The organism is Streptomyces sp. NPDC058239, from assembly GCF_042882185.1.
Classification (GTDB): domain Bacteria; phylum Actinomycetota; class Actinomycetes; order Streptomycetales; family Streptomycetaceae; genus Streptomyces.
This window is the reverse complement of record NZ_JBHVWS010000016.1, coordinates 97,712-116,613: the sequence shown is the minus strand read 5'-3', so window position 1 is coordinate 116,613 and position 18,902 is coordinate 97,712. Positions and strand designations below refer to the sequence as shown.

The window sequence follows — 18,902 nt, the reverse complement described above, 5'->3', positions numbered from 1 at the left end:
GTCTGAGACTTCCCGGCCCCTGAGGTGGGCGGCCTCCGGGGCCAGGGACTCTGCCATGGTCTCAGCGGTGCACCTTCCGGGTCGCCCGCAGCCACTCCTTGTTCATGGCCGAGATCGACGGCAGCGGGATGCCCTTCGGGCAGGCCGTGGCGCACTCCCCGGTGAGTGTGCAGCCGCCGAAGCCCTCGCTGTCCATCTGTCCGACCATGTCGAGCACCCGGGTCTCGCGCTCCGGGGCGCCCTGCGGCAGGACATTGAGGTGGTTGATCTTCGCCGACGTGAAGAGCATCGCCGAGCCGTTGGGGCAGGCCGCGACACAGGCGCCGCAGCCGATGCACTCGGCGTGCTCGAAGGCGAAGTCGGCGTCCGGCTTGGGCACCGGTGTGGCGTGTGCCTCGGGGGCGGTGCCGGTCGGGGCGGAGATGTAGCCGCCTGCCTGGATGATCCGGTCGAAGGCCGAGCGGTCCACGACCAGGTCCTTGACGACCGGGAAGGCCGAGGCGCGCCACGGTTCGATGTCGATCGTGTCGCCGTCCTGGAAGGACCGCATGTGGAGCTGGCAGGTGGTGGTGCGTTCCGGACCGTGGGCATCGCCGTTGATGACGAGGCTGCAGGCGCCGCAGATGCCTTCACGGCAGTCGTGGTCGAAGGCGACGGGATCGTCTCCGGTGAGGATGAGCTCCTCGTTGAGGGTGTCGAGCATTTCCAGGAACGACATGTCCTGCGAGATGCCGTCCACCTCGTAGGTGGACATGGCGCCGGGGGCGTCGGCGTTCTTCTGGCGCCAGACGCGCAGGGTGAGCTTCATGCGTAGCTCCGCTGAGTGGGGTGGACGTACTCGAAGACGAGGTCTTCCTTGTGCAGGACGGGTGCCTCGCCGGTGCCGGAGAACTCCCAGGCGGCGGCGTAGGAGAACTCCTCGTCCCGGCGGGCGGCTTCGCCGTCCGGGGTCTGTGACTCCTCGCGGAAGTGGCCTCCGCAGGACTCGGCGCGGTGCAGGGCGTCGAGGCACATGAGCTCGGCGAGCTCCAGATAGTCGACGACGCGGTTGGCCTTCTCCAGCGACTGGTTGAACTCGTCGCCGGTGCCGGGCACCTTGATGCGACGCCAGAACTCGTCGCGGATCTGCGGGATCCGGTCGAGGGCCTTGCGCAGCCCCTCTTCGGTGCGGGCCATGCCGCAGTACTCCCACATGAGTTCACCGATCTCGCGGTGGAAGGAGTCGGGGGTGCGGTCGCCGTCGACGGAGAGCAGCAGATTCAGCCGGTCCTCGGTGTCCGCGACGACCTCTTCGACGGCCGGGTGCGAGGCGTCGACCTCGTCGTGGTGCGGGTTGCGGGCCAGGTAGTCGTTGATGGTCGACGGCAGGACGAAGTAGCCGTCGGCGAGGCCCTGCATCAGCGCCGAGGCGCCGAGCCGGTTGGCGCCGTGGTCGGAGAAGTTGGCTTCGCCGATGGCGAAGAGGCCGGGGATGGTGGTCTGGAGGTCGTAGTCGACCCAGAGTCCGCCCATCGTGTAGTGCACGGCGGGGTAGATCCGCATCGGGGTCTCGTACGGGTTCTCCGCGGTGATCCGCGCGTACATGTCGAAGAGGTTGCCGTACTTCTCCTCGACCTTGGCCCTGCCCATCCGCTGGATGGCTTCGGCGAAGTCCAGGTAGACGCCCTGTCCGCCGGGTCCGACACCGCGGCCCTCGTCGCAGACGTTCTTCGCGGCGCGCGAGGCGATGTCACGCGGCACGAGGTTGCCGAAGGCCGGATAGATGCGCTCCAGGTAGTAGTCGCGCTCGTCCTCGGGGATCTCGTTGGCGGGGCGGTTGTCGCCCTTGGCCTTCGGGACCCAGATCCGGCCGTCGTTGCGCAGCGACTCGCTCATCAGTGTCAGCTTGGACTGGTGGTCACCGGTGCGCGGGATGCAGGTGGGGTGGATCTGGGTGAAGCACGGGTTGGCGAAGTACGCGCCGCGCCGGTGGGCGCGCCAGATGGCGGTGGCGTTGGAGTTCATGGCATTCGTCGACAGGTAGAAGACGTTGCCGTAGCCGCCGCTGGCCAGCACGACCGCGTCGGCGAAGTACGTGTCGATCTTCCCGGTGACCAGGTCGCGGGCGACGATGCCACGGGCCTTGCCGTCGACGATGATCAGGTCGAGCATCTCGGTCCGTGCGTGCAGTTCGACGTTGCCCGCGGCGATCTGCCGGGACAGTGCCTGGTAGGCGCCGAGGAGGAGCTGCTGCCCGGTCTGGCCGCGGGCGTAGAACGTACGGGAGACCTGGACGCCGCCGAAGGAGCGGTTGTCGAGGAGGCCGCCGTACTCGCGGGCGAAGGGAACTCCCTGGGCGACGCACTGGTCGATGATCTCGACGGAGATCTGGGCGAGCCGGTGGACGTTGGACTCGCGGGCGCGGAAGTCGCCGCCCTTGACCGTGTCGTAGAAGAGCCGGTGGATCGAGTCGCCGTCGTTGCGGTAGTTCTTCGCGGCGTTGATACCGCCCTGGGCGGCGACGGAGTGGGCGCGGCGGGGCGAGTCCTGGAAGCAGAACTGGACGACGTGGTAGCCCTGTTCGGCCAGCGTCGCCCCGGCCGAGCCACCGGCGAGGCCGGTGCCGACGACGATGACGGTGTGTTTGCGTCGGTTGGCCGGGTTGACCAGCTTTGCCTGGAAACGGCGGGTGTCCCAGCGTTCGGCGACGGGGCCTTCGGGGGCCTTGGCGTCGACGACGGGCGCGCCCGTCTCGTAGTGCGAGTAGTCGGTCATGTCAGCTCACGACTCCGGTCATGACGGCGACGGGTACGGAGATGAAGCCCACCGTCAGCACCAGTGCGAGGACGTTGGCGATGGTCTTGAGGGCACGGTCACGGGTCGCGTTACCCGCGCCGAGGGTCTGGGCGGCACTCCAGAAGCCGTGCTGGACGTGGAGTCCGAGGGCGAGCATGGCGACGATGTAGATGGTGTTGCCGTACCAGGTGGAGAAGGTGTCGATGACGTTCTGGTACGGGTGCCCGGACTGGAATCCGCCGGAGTGCACGGTGCCCGTCGTCAGGTCGAGGATGTGCCAGACGATGAACAGGGCGAGGATGATCCCGCCCCAGCGCATGGTGCGGGTGGCGTAGCTCGCCCGGGGCTTCTTGTGGACGTACTTGCTGGGCCGTGCCCTGATGTCGCGACGGCTCAGCTGGTACGCGGAGGTGGCATGCAGCACTACGGCGGCGACGAGCACGACGCGGACGATCCACAGGGCCCACTCGTAGTGCAGGAAGGGCTCGCCCATGGTCCGCAGCCAGTGCGCGTAATGGTTGAACTCGCCGGATCCGAAGAAGATCTTCAGGTTGCCGATCATATGGACAACCAAGTAGAGGAGCATGACCAGGCCGCTCACGGCCATGATCGTCTTCTTGCCGACGGACGAGTCCCAGAGCGTACGCGTCATGGACGGCCGTCGGTCCGTCCGTGTTGCCAATGCCATGGACACGACGCTAGGGCCGAAAGGCCCCATCAGTCCAAGACATGGAGCAGCTCATCTTCATAGGCGTGGGCTATCATGCCCGCTAGGCTGAGTGTATGCAATTCCAGCAGCTGACGTACTTCGTGGCCGTGGCCGAGACCCGTCACTTCACTCGCGCCGCCGAGGAGGTGCATGTTTCACAGCCCTCGCTCTCCCAGCAGATCAGAGCGCTGGAGAACGAGCTGGGGGCGGAGCTGTTCAGCCGGGCCCGCGGCAACATCACCCTCACCGATGCGGGCGAGGCCCTGCTGCCGCTCGCCCGGCGTATCCTCGCGGATGCCGACACCGCACGCCACCAGGTGCAGGAGCTGGCTCAGCTGCGCCGGGGCCGGGTCCGGCTCGGCGCCACACCCAGCCTCTGCACGGGCCTGCTCCCCGACGTTCTGCGCGCCTTCCACGACCGGCATCCGGGAATCCAACTGCTGCTGGAGGAGGGCGGTTCGCTCGACCTCGTACGGGAGCTGGCACGCGGAGCACTCGATCTGGCCCTGATCGTGCTGCCGCTGCCCGCGGCGTCCCCCGCGCTCACCACGGTCGAACTGCTCCAGGAGGATCTGGTCGTGGTGTCGTCGGCACAGGCGCCGCGGCCCGGCCGGGGTGGGAGCGTGAGGATCGCCGACCTGCAGGGGGAATCCCTGGTGATGTTCCGGCACGGCTACGACCTGCGCGAACTGACGGTCGCCGCCTGCCGCGCGGAGGGCTTCGAGCCGTCGTTCACGGTGGAGGGCGGGGAGATGGACGCGGTGCTCGGCTTCGTCCGGGCAGGGCTCGGGATCGCTGTGGTGCCCAGCATGGTCGCCGTCCGGGCCGGCCACGACCTGCGGACCACGCCGCTGGCCCGCCCGGGCCTGCGGCGCACGATCGCGCTCGCGCACCGCAGCGATGTGGCACCACCGCGCGCGGCGCGCGAGCTGCAGAAGGTGGTACTCGCAGCCGGACGGCCCTGAGCCGGCCCCGGGCCGCCGGTTACGCGGCCTACGGCCGCGCTTCGTTCTCGATCGCCGGACGGGCTTGATCTTCGCGATTGAGCACGGGACGTCGACCGGACGGCCTCGGCGCCTTCACTCCCCCGCCCCCTCACACCGCGTCGGCCAGCAACAGTGAGTGGATCCGGTCGGGCGCACCGGGGCGGGCGTAGTACCACCCCTGGGCCGTGTCGCACCCCAGCTCCCGCAACTGCTCCGCCTGGGCCCCGGTCTCCACGCCCTCCACCGTCACCGCGAGGTCCAGGCTGTGCGCCAGCGAGACGATTCCCTCGACGATCTTCAGATCGACCGGATCCGCCGGATGCTGCTGCATGCCCTGTGTGAAGGAGCGGTCCAGCTTGAGGACGCTCACCGGAAGCCTGCGCAGGTTCGCCAGGTTCGAGTACCCGGTGCCGAAGTCGTCGAGTGCTATGTCGACGCCCATGTCCGCCAGTTGCCGCAGCGGCTTCAGCAGATCGTCGTCGGCGCCGATGAGCGCGGACTCGGTGACCTCCAGGCACAGGGCCCCGGGTTCGAGCCCCGACCGCTCCAGCACGTCGACCGTCTCGGCGACCAGCCGCGGATGGTGCAACTGGGTCGGCGAGAGGTTGACGTTTATCCGCAGCGGACCGCCGTCGCTGTGCCGCTCCTGCCAGAAGTGGGCCTGCCGCACGGACTCCTCCAGCACCCAGCGGCCGAGCGGCACGATCAGCCCGGTGTGTTCGGCGAGCGGGATGAACCGGTCGGGACCGAGCACCCCGTGCTGCGGATGGCACCAGCGCACCAGTGCCTCCGCACCGTGCACCGTGCCGTCGCCGAGGTGCACGAGGGGCTGGTACTCGATGAAGAACTCACCGCGCTCCAGAGCGGCGGGCAGCGCGGTGGTCAGCCCGTGCCGGGTGATGGCACGGGCATCCGCCTCGGCGTCGGCGAGCTCGAAGCGGTTGCCGCCCGCCGACTTGGCCCGGTACATCGTGATGTCGGCGCTGCGCAGTACCTCTGCGGCGCTGCGTTCACCGGCCGGCCCTTCGACGATCCCGATGGAGCCGCGTACGGTCAGCTCACGGCCCTCCAGCCGGATCGGGGTTCCGAGCACGCCGAGGATGCGGCAGGCCAGCTCGTCGACCTCCTTCCGGGTGTCGGGGCCGGTGGTCAGGGCCACGAACTCGTCGCCGCCGAGCCGAGCCACCATCTCGCCGGGCGCGGTCGCACAGGTCTGCAGCCGGTCGGCCACCTCGACCAGCAGCCGGTCCCCCGACGCGTGGCCGAGGCTGTCGTTGATCGCCTTGAAGCCGTCGAGGTCCAGATAGCACAGGCCGAAGCGACTGCCGTCGTCGGCGGAGAGCGCCTTCTCCAGCCGCTCGAAGAACAGTGTCCGGTTGGGCAGGCCGGTGAGCGCGTCATGCGTGGCCTCGTACCGCAGCCGCAGGTTGAGCAGCCGACGCTCCGTGGTGTCCTCCATCAGCGCCAGCTGATACTCCGGCCTGCCCTCGGAGTCGCGCAGCAGTGACACCGTCAGATTGGTCCACAGCACGGTGCCGTCGTTGCGGTAGTACGGCTTTTCGACCCGGTAGTGCTCGCGTTCGCCACGTACCAGCTCGTTGTAGTACTTCCACACCTGGGGCGAGTCCTCGGGGTGGACCCACTCGTTGAACTTGTGGCTGCGCACATGGTGCTCGAGCCCGCCGAACATCCGGGTGAGCGTGTCGTTGACCTCCAGCACATTGCCGTCCAGGTCGGCGATCCCGATGCCGATGGCCGCGTCCCTGAAGACGGCGCGGAAGCGTGCCTCGGTGGCGTGCAGAGCCTGCTCGGCATCCGAGCGGGCGGTGAGCGCCGAGCGGGCGATGGCCTCCTGTTCGGCGAGGGTCCGCTCGCGCAGCGCCCCGGTGAAGCCGCCTGCGAGGGCATGCTGTATCCGGGCGCAGCGGGCTCTGCTGTCCTCGGTCGACAGTGCCGTCGCGCCGTTGCTTCCGCAGTAGAGCACGAGGTAGGACTCGATGACGCCGAGCGTGCTGCTGAGTGCGTCCGGGTCCGTGCAGTGTGCGGCCACGAGGGCGACGCCCACCTCGCTCGCGGGCGTCGCGTCGAAGGGCCGCGCGTGCAGGATGTCGCTGAGCCCGCGGGCCAGCGGCAGCAGATGCTGTTCGAACTCCGTGCGCGTCATGGAGGTGGCCGTCGACGGGAAGGTGGCCCGGCTCCAGATCGTGGCGAATCTCCGGAGCCGGTCCTCGGGCCCGTCGGGCTCCGTGTCGGGCGCTCCGGACGACTGGGCGGGAATGCTCACGCCTTGCGTCCCACCCCTGCGAAGCCGGAGAAGGCAAATGGGTCCTCGTGCTCCACCGCATGGGGGGCGTCGGGGCGCCAGTTCGGCATCGACACGAGTCCGGGCTCGACCATCTCGTGTCCCTCGAAGAAGCGGGCGATCTCTTCGCGCGACCGCATGACCAGGGGGTTGCGGATGTTGTTGTAGACGCCGACCGCGCCGCCCGCCTCCTCCTGGGTGAGCGGAATCCCCTCGTACGAGGCGTGGGTGATGACGATGAGGCTGCCGGGGACGAGTTGCCCGCGCAGCTCGGCGACCGCGGTGTGCGGGTCGTCGGAGTCCTCGATGAAGTGGAGTACGGCGACGAGCAGCAGAGCCACCGGCCGGTCCAGGTCGAGCAGTTCGGAGATCACCGGGCTTTTCACGATCTCCTGCGGACGGCGCAGATCCCCGGCGGCGACCACCGCCCGGTCGTTTCCTTCGAGTACGGCCCGGCTGTGCGCGACCGCGACGGGGTCGTGATCGACATACGCCACCCGGGCCTCGGGGTCGGCCGCCTGTGCGACTTCGTGCACATTCCCGAAAGTCGGTATTCCGGAACCGATGTCCAGAAACTGGGTGATGCCCTGACTCACCGCATAACGCACGGCCCTGCGCATAAAGGCGCGATTCGCCTGCATGATCTTGGGGAGTCCCGGCATGAACTCCATGGCCTTGCGAGCCGCTTCCCGGTCCACCTCGAAATTGTGCGATCCGCCCAGATAGAAGTCGTACATGCGAGACACGCTCGGCACCGAAATGTCTATGCCTTGCGGTGCCCAGGCGGGACGCTCCATCGATGTCTCCAACAAGTCGCCACGGCGATCCGGCCATGTTCATGGTCAGTGTTGACCAGAGGCTACTGATCGACCGCCAGGAGAGCGAGCGGAAACGGAAATTAGCCGTCCGTTATTGGTCACACACCAGTGGCATGTGCAACCGGCCCGTCGCTGCGTGTGACATCCGGCGACGGACCGGCCCGGAGGGGCGCTGTCGGGCTACTTGGGGGCGCCCACAAGTTTGGCGTCGGGGGACACCGCGTACCATGTGCCCCCGGCGCCCTGGCCGTTGGTGTCTCCGGGCTTCACATCGCCGGAGAAGGTATAGACCGGCCAGCAGTCGATGGCTTGTTGCTTGATTCCGTCGGGCCGATTGAAGGTGACAAAACCCTTGGTCGTGACGCCTTTGACGTCTTTCTTTGCCAATGGGGCAACGACCGGCCACTTCGAGAGACAGGAACCTGTGCAGGCCGACTTCATCGGCCAGGCGACATCCTTCTTGAACCGATAGACCGTCATGCCGCGCTTGTCCACGACGATGTCCCCGAGTTTTGGATCCTTGCGGACCGAAAGCCCCGCGAGTTCGGCCGGTTCGGCGCCCGCCGGGCTGTCGGCGTTCACCGCGGCCTTCTTGCCGTCCGGTGCGGACGCGAACCAGGTGCCGCCCACGCCCTGCCCATTGGCGTCGCCGGGCGCGGTGTCCTTGGCATAGCGGTACATCGGCCGGCCCGCAATGGTGAGTTGCCGGGTGCCGTCGGAGCGGGTGACCTTGCCGATCAGTGCGGGATCGGTACCGGCCGCTGCCGTGACATTGCCCGCGGGCACCACCGGCCAGATCTTCGCGCACTCGCCTTCGCAATTCGACTTGGGCGGACTCGCGGTGTCCTTGTCGAAGCGGTAGAGCGTGAAACCCTCACTGTCCGTGAGGACTTTGCCGAGCTTCTTGCTGTTCCACACCCCGAGCCGGCCGGCCTCCTCGCCCGTGCCGCCCTGCTCCGCGCCGTCGGAGCCGTAGCCGCTGCCGGAGCCGTAACCGCCGCCGGAGCCGTAACCGCTGTCCGATCCGTAGCCGGTTCCCGTCTCCTGTCCGGCCGGGTCGGCGTTGCCGACGTTCTGCCCGTTGGGCGTCTCGGTTCCCTTGTCCTGACCGCACGCCGTCGTCAGCGTCAACAGGGCCGCCGCCGTCACTGCGAGCGAGGCGTTCCGCCAGGTGCTGCTCATGTCAACTCCCGTTCGTACAAAGCGAGTTATGACGCGTCTTCGCGCCATCCATGGCCTTGGATACGGGCGGCGGGCCCCTCTTTGTTCAACGCGTTCACAGAATTTCCCTGAGCCGCAAACACTCGGCGCCCCATGTCCCCACCATCAGGGGAATCCGGTGCGCCCCCGGCGTGCCCTGCGACCGGCCGGAACATGCTCCTCGTCGTGTACGGATCACTCATAGGACGGCTCACGGCAGCCGTCGCACTTCTCTGGCTGCTGACCGCCCCGGCACCCGCGGTGGCGGACAGCTGCGCGTACGCCTCCATCGGTGAGGGCGGCGCGAGTTCGGCGGTCGCCGTGTCGGGCAACGGTCACTGTCACGCGGGCCCGGCGCCCAAGCCGACTCCACCGCCCGCACCTCCGCCCCCTCCACCTCCACCACCACCCCCACTTCCTCCCCCTCCGCCTCCACCACCCCCTCCGCCACCACCGCCCCCCGCACCACCACGACCGGAACCGGAGCCCGTGCCACCGCCTCCTTCACCCTCACCCTCCGTACGCCCCACGCATCCGGTGCCCCGGCCCGTGGCGCTCCCCGCCTACCGCAAGCCGCCGCGCAAGGTCCCGCGACGCGGCACCTCCCTGGTCACCCTCACCCTGCTGATCACGGCCCCCGCGGTGTTCGCCGTCGCCGTGCTGCGTCCCCGCTCCCGATGACCTCCGGAGGAACCCATGTCGGAATGGCTTGTTCTCACCCTCGCGATGGTCGCGGCGAGCGCCGTCGTCCTGACCATCGCCGTACTCAACAACCGTCGGATCAAAGACGATGACGACCCGTCCGAGACCCCCGACGTCATCGAGTACATGACGATGATGATCGGCGTGGTCTACGCGATCGTGCTGGGTCTCGCCATCGCGGGCGTCTGGGAGGGCCGCAGCGCCGCCCAGGAGTACGTACGCCAGGAGGCCCAGGCGCTGCACGAGGTGAACGTCCGCTCCGCCGTCTACCCGGCCGGGGCGCGTACGCGCATCCGCGCCGACGTCGACGCCTACGTCCGCCACGTCGTCCACGACGAGTGGCGGTCGATGACCGAGCACGGCTCTCTCACCGACGAGGGGGCCCGGCTCCTGGGCAAGGTGCGCACCGATGTCGCCGACTACCGGCCGAGGAACGATCACGAGGGGCAGGCATATCAGCCACTGGTCGATCAGGTCGCCGCAGCCGACGACGCACGCAGCGCACGCGGACAGAGTGCCGGTGCGACCATGCCGGGCGTGGTCTGGTTCGGCCTGATCATCGGGGCGCTGGTCACCGTCGGGCTGATCTTCACGCTGCAGATCCGCAGAACCTTCCGCGAACTGCTGCTGGCCGGCCTCTTCAGCGTGCTGATCGCATTTCTCCTCTTCCTGATCTGGGACTTCGACTCCCCCTTCGGCCGGGGCATCTCGGCCACCGCGGCACCGTTCCTCGATCTGTTCCCCGGCGCGGCGGGCGGTTAGCGGTCCACCGGAATGCCGACGGTGCGCCGCCCGGGGGAAACAGGTGCCCCGGGCGGCGCACTCCGATCGCGAACAAAATGCGCAACTTCTAGCGTTTGGCGCGTCGAGGCGCATTTCTGACGCTATGTGGAAATCCGTTCCGCAACTGCTCCTCGGGGACCCGGAGGATTCACCCATGCGCGCAATAGGTGCCGCACCCGTCGCCCTGCTCGGCGCCGCCGCTCTCGCCCTGACCGCTCCGGCTGCAACCGCATTCGCCGCGACGTCGGGAGGCGCGTCCTCCGCGACCGGATACACCGTCACTCCGTCGGTGATCGCGCCGGGGAGCCAGGTCGTCCTGGCCGCCCGGGGGTGCTCTACAACCGCCACAGCCGGCTCCGGAGTGTTCGACACGGTCACCATTCCCAGGGGCGCGGCCGTCGCGGCCACGGTCGACTGGGACGCAGAACCTGGCGCCGCCTACGAGGTGACGTTCATCTGTAATACGTCACCCGGCTCCACGACGAAGGCCGGACTCACGGTCCGCGCGGCCTCCGACGCACCCGCCACGAGTACCCCGGTCTCGCCGGCCGGTGTACAGGGCGGACTCGGCGGCAGCGTCGACAGGATGAACGCCGCGGAGATCGCCGCCGGAACGGCGCTGGCGGTGGTCACGGCCACTGGCACCATCTATGTCGTACGTGAGCGCAAGGGGAGCCGCCCGCACTGAGAGCAGGGCAGTGCGGCCTGATACGCCCGTCGCCCCGGGTCCTCCTGCAGGACTCGGGGCGACGGGCGTATCAGGCCGGCACCACCCGTTCGCCCTTCACTGATCGCCGCCCGGCCGTCCCGCGCCTAGCGTTCCAAGCGTCGCGACGAAGGGAGAATCATGGGCCGGGACAACTGGCGCGTCGAACGGACCAGGCACTCGCCGTGGGGCGCTCTCGCCCTGGTGCTGCTCACCGGCCTGGCATTGATGCAGAACGGCGCGGACTTCTCCCTGGGCCCTCCCCGGCCGGCCGCCTCCACATCGGTCGATCTCCATCGGGCAGCCCCCGGAGTACCCAGCGGCAGCCCTGTCCGGGACGTTGCCGCAGCCCGGGCCGGGGTCGGTGCCGGGACCGGATAGCCTCACTGCCGTGACAGACCAACAGCCCCACCAGTTCGAACGTGGCACAGACGGCCCAAGAGTGATCGTCGCAGGCCTCGACGGGTCCGATTCCTCCATGCATGCCGCGGCGTACGCGGCGGGGCTCGCCCGTCGTCAGGGGGCCATGCTCGCCCTCGTCTATGTCCAGCCCGTGCTGCCCGCGGGGGCCGCGCTCGGCGCACCGGTCGCCGATACGACCGGAGAGGTCGCGGAGGAGCTGGTGAACGAGATCCGGGAGGCGACGGAGCGGATCAAGGACATATGGGATGTGCGCTGGGAGTTCCACACCTTCCGCGGTGATCCCTACAACGGGCTCGTCACAGCGGCGGAGGAGCTGAAGGCCGATGCCGTCGTGGTGGGAGCGTCGGAGTCGGCCGGGCACCGGTTCATCGGATCGGTGGCGATCCGGCTGGTGAAGGCGGGCCGTTGGCCCGTCACGGTGGTGCCGTAACCGTCGCGGAATCCTCGCCTCGGTCGGACGGCACGCCTTCTTTCGCACCGGACTCACCTGGGCCATCATGAGCGCCCGTCAGGGACAGCCGTCAGCGGAGAGGTGACTCATGGCAAGGCTCCGAGTGGGCGAGGGTGTACTGCGCCGCAAGCCGATCGAACAGATCGACGAGAAAGCGCCGGCGGGGGACGTCACCACTCAGCTCACCAGAACGCTCGGGTTGTGGCAGCTCACGGCGATCGGCGTGGGCGGCATCATCGGCGCGGGCATCTTCACCCTTGCCGGCACAGTGGCGAACGGCACCGCCGGGCCCGCGGTCCTGATCTCCTTCCTGATCGCGGGCGTGGCGAGCGCGGCGGCCGCCTTCAGCTACGCGGAGTTCGCCGGTCTGATCCCGAAAGCCGGCTCCGCCTACACCTACGGCTACGCGGTACTCGGCGAGCTGGTGGGCTGGTTCATCGGCTGGGACCTGCTGCTGGAGTACACGGCGATCGTGGCCGTGGTCGCGATCGGCATCTCCGGCTACTTCAGCTTTCTGCTCGGGGAGACGGGGCTCGAACTGCCGAAGTGGATGCTGGGCGCGCCCAGCACCGGGTCGGGCCATCGGGTGGACCTGTTCGCCGCGCTGCTCTGCCTGCTCGTGGCGTACCTTCTGACCCTCGGCATCAAGAACGCGGCCCGCTTCGAAACGGTCGTGGTGGTCCTGAAGGTCCTGGTCGTTCTGCTGGTCATCGGCGTCGGCGTGTTCCACATCAACACCGCCAACTACAACCCGTTCTTCCCGTTCGGGGTGAGTGGTGCCTTCACCGGTGCGGCCACGGTGTTCTTCGCGGTGTTCGGGTACGACGCCATGTCGACGGCGGCCGAGGAGTCCAAGGACGCCCAGCGGCACATGCCGAAGGCGATCCTGTACTCCCTCGGAATCTCCATGGTGCTCTATGTGGCGGCCTGTCTGGTGCTGACGGGGATGCAGAGCTACAAGGACATCGACCCGGAGTCCGGATTCTCCACGGCCTTCAAGTCGGTGGGGCTCAGCGGACTCGCCGATGTGATCGCGGTGGGCGCGATCATCGGCATCCTCACGGTGATGTTCACCTTCATGCTCGGCGTGACCCGGGTGTGGTTCTCGATGAGCCGCGACGGGCTGCTGCCGAAGTGGTTCGCCAAGACCCACCCGACCCGGCACGTACCGACCCGGGTGACCTGGATCGTCGGCGCGGCCTCGGCCGTGATCGCCGGGTTCCTGCCGATCGGCGAGGCTGCCGAGCTGACGAACATCGGCATTCTGCTGGCGTTCGTGGTGGTGTGCGTCGCGGTGATCGTTCTGCGTTACAAGCAGCCCGATCTGCCGCGTACGTTCCGCACCCCCGGCATGCCGTTCGTGCCGGCCCTGGGTGTGGTGTTCTCGATCTGGCTGATCACCTTTCTGCAGTGGCAGACATGGGTGCGGTTCGCGGTGTGGTTCCTGATCGGTCTGGTGATCTATTTCGGTTACTCGTACCGGAAGTCGGAGATGGCGAAGACACCGGAGACGGGTACGGGGGCGGATACGGGTACGGGTTGATCCATCGCCTGCAAGAACACCCGGTCGACCGCCGCCCGACCGTTCACCGCACCATTCGCCGCACTGTGCGACCGCTCGTCGCACGGAGCCGCCCGTCGCCTGTTCCTCGGCGCCCCGATGCGTTCGTATACGCCAGTCGGCAGCGAAGCGGCAAGGAGCCACTGCGGGGAAGGGCGTTCACGATGACCACCACGACGACCGATGAGCGGGCGCTGGCGGATCTCCAGCGGGACCACGGCCCCGCCGTTCTCACTTTCCTGCTCGGGCTGACCTTCGGCGACCGGCAGCGGGCCGAGGATCTGCTCCAGGAGACGCTGGTGCGGGCCTGGCAGAACCCGGAGGCCTTCGACGCTCCGTACGACTCGATGCGGCCCTGGCTCTTCACCGTGGCCCGGCGCCTCGCGATCGATGCGCGCCGCTCCAGGCAAGCCCGGCCGACCGAGGTGAGTGACATCATGCTGGAGGCCGCCGCGGGCGGGAAGGACACCGCCGAGTCCACGGTCTCGGCCCTCGACGTACGCGATGCGGTACGCACCCTCAGCCCGGAACACCGTGCGGTCCTCGTCCAGATATATTTCCGTGGGCTGAGCGTGGGCGAGACGGCCCGGACTCTCGGTATTCCGGCGGGCACGGTCAAGTCCCGGTCCCACTACGCGCTGCGTCAGCTCTCCCGTAACCTGCCGGGCTACTCCAGCAGATCCTCCACGGTGATCAGGGCGAGCAGCGACACGGCCTCCGCGACCTCCATGTAGTCGGCGGCGCAGCGGTCGCAGGACTGCAGATGGCGGGAGACCGTTCGGGTCTCGCCGTCCGTGAGCGCATCGAGAACATAGGCGCCGAGCGACTGCCGCACGTGCGGGCCCTCTCCATGATCGGCGGTCATCGCATCCTCGTGTCGTGGACGGATCCGGTCGTGACGGATCCTGTCTTTCTGGCCACGTAGGGCGCGCTCCCCCGGTTCAATGCTCCGTGAAGCCCGGTGCCGAGAAGAGAAAGAGGCGAGACGGGATGCACCCGGAACGTCAGGATGGAACCAGTGGGGGCGGGCTGCTGGTCCCGATGGCCTGGATGTACGCCGAGTACATCGCCGACGAGCTGCTGCGGACCGGCGATCTGATGGAGCCGTCCACGCTGGAGTACCGCGCGGGGCGGGATGCGCTCGCGCTCACCGTCTTCCTCTCCGACGGCAGGGTGCCCGACGCCCTGCCCGCGGCCCGGATGGACGAGCTGCGGCTGTTGACGGCGTACGGTGCGGCCTGGCGCGGCTGGGTCTGTGAGCGGCTCGACGCACTTGAGGCGGCCCCCGGGCTCGCGCCCGGCGACGCGGATCCCGATCTGGCGCTGGCCCGCGCGGCCTGGCGGTGGCTGGAGGAGACCGAACTGCTCGCGGCCGACCTCGATACGATCGGTCCGCCGCCCTGGGAACCGATGAACGGCGGGGCTGACGCGGAGGAGGCGGCCCAGGTGTGGACACCGGCCTGGCAGCTGGGGCTGCCGCTGGGGCATCTGGCGATCCATCTGCACTGATCGCCGCCCCACCGAGTGGTCAGGAACCGTGCACCCCAGCACGGTACTTCGGCAGCCGTACCGTGACCTTCATCCCGGCGCCGATGCCCGTCTCGATGACGAGTCCGTAGTCGTCCCCGTACACCTGGCGCAGCCGTTCGTCGACGTTGAGCAGCCCGATCCCGGTCGACTTGCCGCCCTCGCCGCGCAGGATGTGGCGCAGGCGTTCCGGATCCATGCCGGTGCCGTTGTCCTCGATGACGACCTCGGCCTCCGACCCGGCGTCGAGTGCGCGGATGGTGATGCGGGTGGGGGTCTCCCCCGCTCGAACGGAGTCGGGAGCCCGGGGAAGGGTGACGGCTCCTTCGAGGCCGTGTTTGACGGCGTTCTCGACCAGGGGCTGGAGGCAGAGGAACGGCAGGGCGACGGGCAGTACTTCGGGGGCGACCTGGAGGGTGACCGCAAGCCGTTCTCCGAAGCGGGCCCGTACCAGTGCCAGGTACTGGTCGATGGAGTGGAGTTCGTCGGCGAGGGTGGTGAAGTCACCGTGGCTGCGGAACGAGTAGCGGGTGAAGTCGGCGAATTCCAGCAGGAGTTCACGGGCCTGCTCGGGGTCGGTGCGGACGAACGAGGCGATGGCGGCCAGTGAGTTGAAGATGAAGTGCGGGGAGATCTGGGCCCGCAGCGCCCTGATCTCGGCCTCGATGAGCTGGGTGCGGGAGCGGTCGAGTTCGGCGAGTTCCAGCTGTACGCAGACCCAGCGGGCCACCTCTCCGGCCGCTCTCGCCAGCACCGCGGATTCGCGCGGGGCATAGGCGATGAGGGTGCCGAGGACCCGGTGGTCGACGGTGAGCGGCACGGCGACGGCCCAGCGCAACGGGCAGTCGAGGTCGTCGCAGTCGCTGTGGAAGGCGGTGTCCCGGCCGCTGGCGAGGAGGTCTCGTACCTGGTCCATGACGTGCCGGCCGTGGTGTTCGCCCTCGCCGTCCCAGACGAGCACCCGGTCGCGGTCGGTGAGGCAGAGGGCGTCGGTGCCGAGCAGGGAGCGGAGCCTGCGGGCGGATTTGCGGGCGCTCTCCTCGGTGAGTCCGGCGCGCAGTGGGGGCGCGGCGAGCGAAGCGGTGTGCAGGGTCTCGAAGGTGGCGTGCTCGACGGGGGTTCCGACGTCGCTGGTACGAACCGGGCGGGCGGTGCGGCGGCCGAGCAGGAAGCCCGCGCCGAGCAGCAGGAGGACGAGTACGGCGTATCCGGCCCCGGTCATCGGTTTCTCCCCGAGGTCAGGAGGGCCCTGCAGTGGGCAGTGCGACGCCGCGAAGCCCGCTGCCGGGCCCTCACAGCGCTTCCGGCAGGTGGAAGCGGGTCATGGCGGCATTCGTACCGGGAGGTATGGAGCCGGGCGTGGCCAGGGACACCAGGACCATGGCGAGGAAGCCGACCGGCACCGACCAGACGGCGGGCCAGGCGAGCAGGGCGTGCGGCCAGCCGGGCGGGCGTACCGCGCCGCTGACGGTGATGGCGACGGACAGGAACGCGGAGCCGCCGCCGAGCAGCAGACCGGCGATCGCGCCGGGCGGGGTGAGCCCCCGCCACCAGATGCCGAGGACCAGCAGCGGGCAGAAGGAGGACGCGGAGACGGCGAAGGCCATCCCCACCGAGTCGGCCACGGGCACCCGGCTCACCATCAGCGAACCGGCCAGCGGTACGCACATGGCGAGGACGGTGGCCAGCCGGAAGTGCCGTACCCCGCGCGACGGGAGCACGTCCTGGGTGATGACTCCGGCGACGGCCATCGTGAGGCCGGAGGCGGTCGACAGGAACGCGGCGAATGCGCCGCCCGCGATGAGCGCGCCGAGCAGGTTCCCGCCGAGCCCGCCGATGACGCGTTCGGGCAGCAGCAGCACGGCGGCGTCCGCGTCCCCGCCGTGGATCAGCTCGGGGGCGTACAGCCTGCCCAGTGCGCCGTAGACCGGTGGCAGCAGATAGAACAGGCCGATGAGGGCGAGGACAGCGACCGTCGTGCGTCTGGCGTCGCGGCCATTGGGGCTGGTGTAGAAGCGGACGACGACATGCGGGAGGCCCATGGTGCCGAGGAACGTCGCGACGATCAGCCCGTAGGTGGCGTACAGCGGATGGTCGGCGCGGAACACGGAGAGCTGCTCGTCGAAGTGGACGCGGGGCTGCCCGTCGCCCTGCCAGGCGAGCACCAGGAAGATCGCGGGGACGAGGAGTGCGGTCAGCTTCAGCCAGTACTGGAAGACCTGTACGAAGGTGATGGACCGCATGCCGCCCGCGGCGACGGCGATGACGACGACGGAGGCCACGAGCACATCGCCGAGCCAGCCGGGCGCCCCGGTCAGGATCTTGAGCGTCAGCCCCGCGCCCTGGAGCTGCGGTACGAGATAGAGCCAGCCCGCCGCGACGACGAAGACGCTCACCAGCCTGCGCACCTGCCGCGATTCCAGCCGCCCCTCGGCGAAGTCGGGCAGGGTGTACGCCCCCGAGCGGCGCAGCGGTGCGGCGACGAACACCAGCAGCACCAGATAGCCCGCGGTGTATCCGACCGGGTACCAGAGCATGTCCGGGCCGTGCACGAGCACCAGGCCGGCGATGCCGAGGAAGGAGGCGGCGGAGAGGTATTCGCCGCTGATCGCTGCGGCGTTGAGCCGGGGCCGCACGGTGCGTGAGGCGACGTAGAAGTCGGAGGTGGTACGGGAGATGCGCAGCCCGAAACCGCCGACGAGGACGGTCGCGACGACGACGGCGGCGACGGCCGCCACCGCGTACGTATGGCTCACTGTGCGGGGCGGCCTTCCACGAGCCGGGCGAAGTCGCGTTCATTGCGCTCGGCCCGTCGCACGTACCACCAGGCGGCCAGGGTCAGTGGTGGATAGGCGGCGAATCCCAGGACGGCCCAGACGAGCGCGGCGCTCTGCAGGGCTTCGAAGACGAGCGGCAGTGTGCCGACGACGACGGCGAGGACGGTGAACGCGGTGAGTCCGGCCCTCAGTTGGCTGCGCATCAGCGACCGGACGTAGGCGCCGCCGAGTGCGGTCTGCTCGTCGATCTCCGACTGGGTGCGGTAGCGCGGCAGCGGGCGCACCCGCCGGGGCTCCCCCGTCACCACTTCACGCCGGGGTGTTGGCTCTGCGGACATGGGCCCGGAGTGTACGCAGCACCGGACGGTCGTGGGAAGGGGTTCGAGCCCGGGCAGAGCCTGGTCAGCGGCCGGTCCGGCGCATCAGCAGATCGCGCAGCGCGCGGGCGTGGCGACGGCTCACGGCGAGCTCCGCAGCGCCGATGCGCACGCTCATGCTGCCCGCGTCGAGCCGGAGTTCGTCGATCCGCCCCAGCGCGACGAGATGGCGGCGGTGGATGCGTACGAAGCCGCGCGAGCGCCAGCGTTCCTCCAGAGTGGTGAGGGGGACGCGGACGAGGTGGCTGCCGTTGTCGGTGTGCAGCCGGGCGTAGTCGCCCTGGGCCTCGGCGTAGGCGATGTCGTCGACCGGGATGAACCGGATCACTCCGCCGAGCTCCACCGGTATCTGGTCGTTCGCGGTGTCGAGTGCGGGTGCGGAGCGGTCGCCGACCTGTTCGGCCACGCGCCGTACCGCTTCGGCGAGGCGTTCGCGGCGGACCGGCTTGAGGACGTAGTCGACGGCTTTCAGGTCGAAGGCATGGACGGCGAAGCCCTCGTGTGCGGTGACGAAGACGATGAGCGGGGGCGCGGCGAATCCGGCCAGCAGCTGGGCGACGTCGAGACCGGTGAGGCCCGCCATGTGGATGTCGAGGAAGACGACGTCGATGGCGGACGGGTCGTCGGGGCCCGCCTCGACGGCGCTGCCGATGCGGCGCAGCGCCTCGGTGGCCCCGGTGGCGCCCTCGGCGCTGCGGATGCGGGGATCGGCGCGCAGGAGGTAGAGGAGTTCCTCCAGGGCGGGTTCTTCGTCGTCGACGGCGAGTACGCGCAGCATGGGGCGGAGTTTAGGACGTACACGGGG

General features: G+C 69.1%; 20 protein-coding genes. 9 read left to right on the top strand and 11 right to left on the bottom strand.

Going from position 1 to position 18,902, the window contains the following annotated elements; genetic code table 11:
• Positions 1-61: 61 nt before the first annotated feature.
• From ACFVYE_RS19455 to ACFVYE_RS19445, 3 genes are read right to left on the bottom strand one after another with little or no spacing between them, the layout of a single operon-like run.
• Positions 62-808, bottom strand: a complete 747-nt coding sequence (locus tag ACFVYE_RS19455; RefSeq protein ID WP_383961182.1) for a succinate dehydrogenase/fumarate reductase iron-sulfur subunit — start codon at positions 806-808, stop codon at positions 62-64.
• Positions 805-2,754 carry a fumarate reductase/succinate dehydrogenase flavoprotein subunit gene (locus ACFVYE_RS19450; protein WP_389606550.1) on the bottom strand — a complete coding sequence of 650 codons (1,950 nt, stop codon included), beginning with the start codon at positions 2,752-2,754 and terminating at the stop codon, positions 805-807. Before ACFVYE_RS19450 ends, ACFVYE_RS19455 begins: the two co-directional genes overlap by 4 nt.
• Position 2,755: 1 nt before the next feature.
• A complete protein-coding gene (locus ACFVYE_RS19445) occupies positions 2,756-3,463 on the bottom strand; it encodes a succinate dehydrogenase (RefSeq protein WP_389606548.1) in 708 nt (235 codons plus the stop codon).
• Positions 3,464-3,558: 95 nt separating this feature from the next.
• Between ACFVYE_RS19445 and ACFVYE_RS19440 the strand changes: the two genes are divergently transcribed.
• Complete coding sequence (locus tag ACFVYE_RS19440) at positions 3,559-4,449, top strand: LysR family transcriptional regulator (protein ID WP_389606546.1); 891 nt, start codon at positions 3,559-3,561, stop codon at positions 4,447-4,449.
• A 130-nt stretch (positions 4,450-4,579) separates the two neighbouring features.
• On the opposite strand, the gene ACFVYE_RS19435 is transcribed toward ACFVYE_RS19440, so the two are convergent.
• The 3 genes from ACFVYE_RS19435 to ACFVYE_RS19425 form a co-directional block, all read right to left on the bottom strand.
• A complete protein-coding gene (locus ACFVYE_RS19435; RefSeq protein WP_389606544.1) occupies positions 4,580-6,754 on the bottom strand; it encodes a putative bifunctional diguanylate cyclase/phosphodiesterase in 2,175 nt (724 codons plus the stop codon).
• Positions 6,751-7,569, bottom strand: a complete 819-nt coding sequence (locus ACFVYE_RS19430) for an SAM-dependent methyltransferase (RefSeq protein WP_383961194.1) — start codon at positions 7,567-7,569, stop codon at positions 6,751-6,753. Before ACFVYE_RS19430 ends, ACFVYE_RS19435 begins: the two co-directional genes overlap by 4 nt.
• A 201-nt stretch (positions 7,570-7,770) precedes the next feature.
• Positions 7,771-8,772, bottom strand: coding sequence for an SCO0930 family lipoprotein (locus ACFVYE_RS19425; protein ID WP_383961197.1), 1,002 nt, complete (start codon positions 8,770-8,772; stop codon positions 7,771-7,773).
• Positions 8,773-9,339: 567 nt separating this feature from the next.
• Here ACFVYE_RS19425 and ACFVYE_RS19420 point away from each other — a divergent pair.
• The 7 genes from ACFVYE_RS19420 to ACFVYE_RS19390 all read left to right on the top strand — a co-directional run bounded on the left by ACFVYE_RS19420 (position 9,340) and on the right by ACFVYE_RS19390 (position 14,150).
• Positions 9,340-9,471 (top strand): hypothetical protein, encoded by a 132-nt coding sequence (locus tag ACFVYE_RS19420; protein ID WP_376036430.1) that lies wholly within the window; start codon positions 9,340-9,342, stop codon positions 9,469-9,471.
• A gap of 15 nt (positions 9,472-9,486) precedes the next feature.
• Complete coding sequence (locus ACFVYE_RS19415) at positions 9,487-10,254, top strand: hypothetical protein (RefSeq protein WP_383961200.1); 768 nt, start codon at positions 9,487-9,489, stop codon at positions 10,252-10,254.
• A gap of 175 nt (positions 10,255-10,429) precedes the next feature.
• Positions 10,430-10,963: a hypothetical protein gene (locus ACFVYE_RS19410; RefSeq protein ID WP_383961203.1), complete on the top strand. Its 534-nt coding sequence runs from the start codon at positions 10,430-10,432 to the stop codon at positions 10,961-10,963.
• Between the two features lie 159 nt (positions 10,964-11,122).
• Entirely contained in the window at positions 11,123-11,362 is a 240-nt protein-coding gene (locus tag ACFVYE_RS19405; RefSeq protein ID WP_383974910.1) for a hypothetical protein, read from the top strand.
• Between the two features lie 10 nt (positions 11,363-11,372).
• Positions 11,373-11,834 (top strand): universal stress protein, encoded by a 462-nt coding sequence (locus ACFVYE_RS19400; protein ID WP_383974907.1) that lies wholly within the window; start codon positions 11,373-11,375, stop codon positions 11,832-11,834.
• A 109-nt stretch (positions 11,835-11,943) separates the two neighbouring features.
• The gene (locus ACFVYE_RS19395) at positions 11,944-13,398 is read left to right on the top strand and encodes an amino acid permease (protein WP_383974904.1); all 1,455 of its coding nucleotides are present in this window, start codon (positions 11,944-11,946) and stop codon (positions 13,396-13,398) included.
• A gap of 182 nt (positions 13,399-13,580) precedes the next feature.
• A complete protein-coding gene (locus ACFVYE_RS19390; RefSeq protein ID WP_383974903.1) occupies positions 13,581-14,150 on the top strand; it encodes a sigma-70 family RNA polymerase sigma factor in 570 nt (189 codons plus the stop codon).
• Here the strand turns inward: ACFVYE_RS19390 and ACFVYE_RS19385 are convergent.
• The gene (locus tag ACFVYE_RS19385; RefSeq protein ID WP_383974900.1) at positions 14,084-14,281 is read right to left on the bottom strand and encodes a zf-HC2 domain-containing protein; all 198 of its coding nucleotides are present in this window, start codon (positions 14,279-14,281) and stop codon (positions 14,084-14,086) included. The two genes, ACFVYE_RS19390 and ACFVYE_RS19385, sit on opposite strands and share 67 nt — an antisense overlap.
• 125 nt (positions 14,282-14,406) lie before the next feature.
• Between ACFVYE_RS19385 and ACFVYE_RS19380 the strand changes: the two genes are divergently transcribed.
• Entirely contained in the window at positions 14,407-14,925 is a 519-nt protein-coding gene (locus ACFVYE_RS19380) for a hypothetical protein (RefSeq protein ID WP_383974897.1), read from the top strand.
• 19 nt (positions 14,926-14,944) lie between these two features.
• Here the strand turns inward: ACFVYE_RS19380 and ACFVYE_RS19375 are convergent, their stop codons facing one another.
• From ACFVYE_RS19375 to ACFVYE_RS19360, 4 genes are all read right to left on the bottom strand, one after another.
• A complete protein-coding gene (locus ACFVYE_RS19375; protein ID WP_383974894.1) occupies positions 14,945-16,165 on the bottom strand; it encodes a sensor histidine kinase in 1,221 nt (406 codons plus the stop codon).
• Between the two features lie 70 nt (positions 16,166-16,235).
• Positions 16,236-17,699 (bottom strand): cation acetate symporter, encoded by a 1,464-nt coding sequence (locus ACFVYE_RS19370; RefSeq protein ID WP_383974891.1) that lies wholly within the window; start codon positions 17,697-17,699, stop codon positions 16,236-16,238.
• Positions 17,696-18,058, bottom strand: coding sequence for a hypothetical protein (locus tag ACFVYE_RS19365; protein ID WP_383974888.1), 363 nt, complete (start codon positions 18,056-18,058; stop codon positions 17,696-17,698). Before ACFVYE_RS19365 ends, ACFVYE_RS19370 begins: the two co-directional genes overlap by 4 nt.
• 64 nt (positions 18,059-18,122) lie before the next feature.
• Positions 18,123-18,875: a LytR/AlgR family response regulator transcription factor gene (locus ACFVYE_RS19360; protein WP_383974885.1), complete on the bottom strand. Its 753-nt coding sequence runs from the start codon at positions 18,873-18,875 to the stop codon at positions 18,123-18,125.
• Positions 18,876-18,902 lie beyond the last annotated feature (27 nt).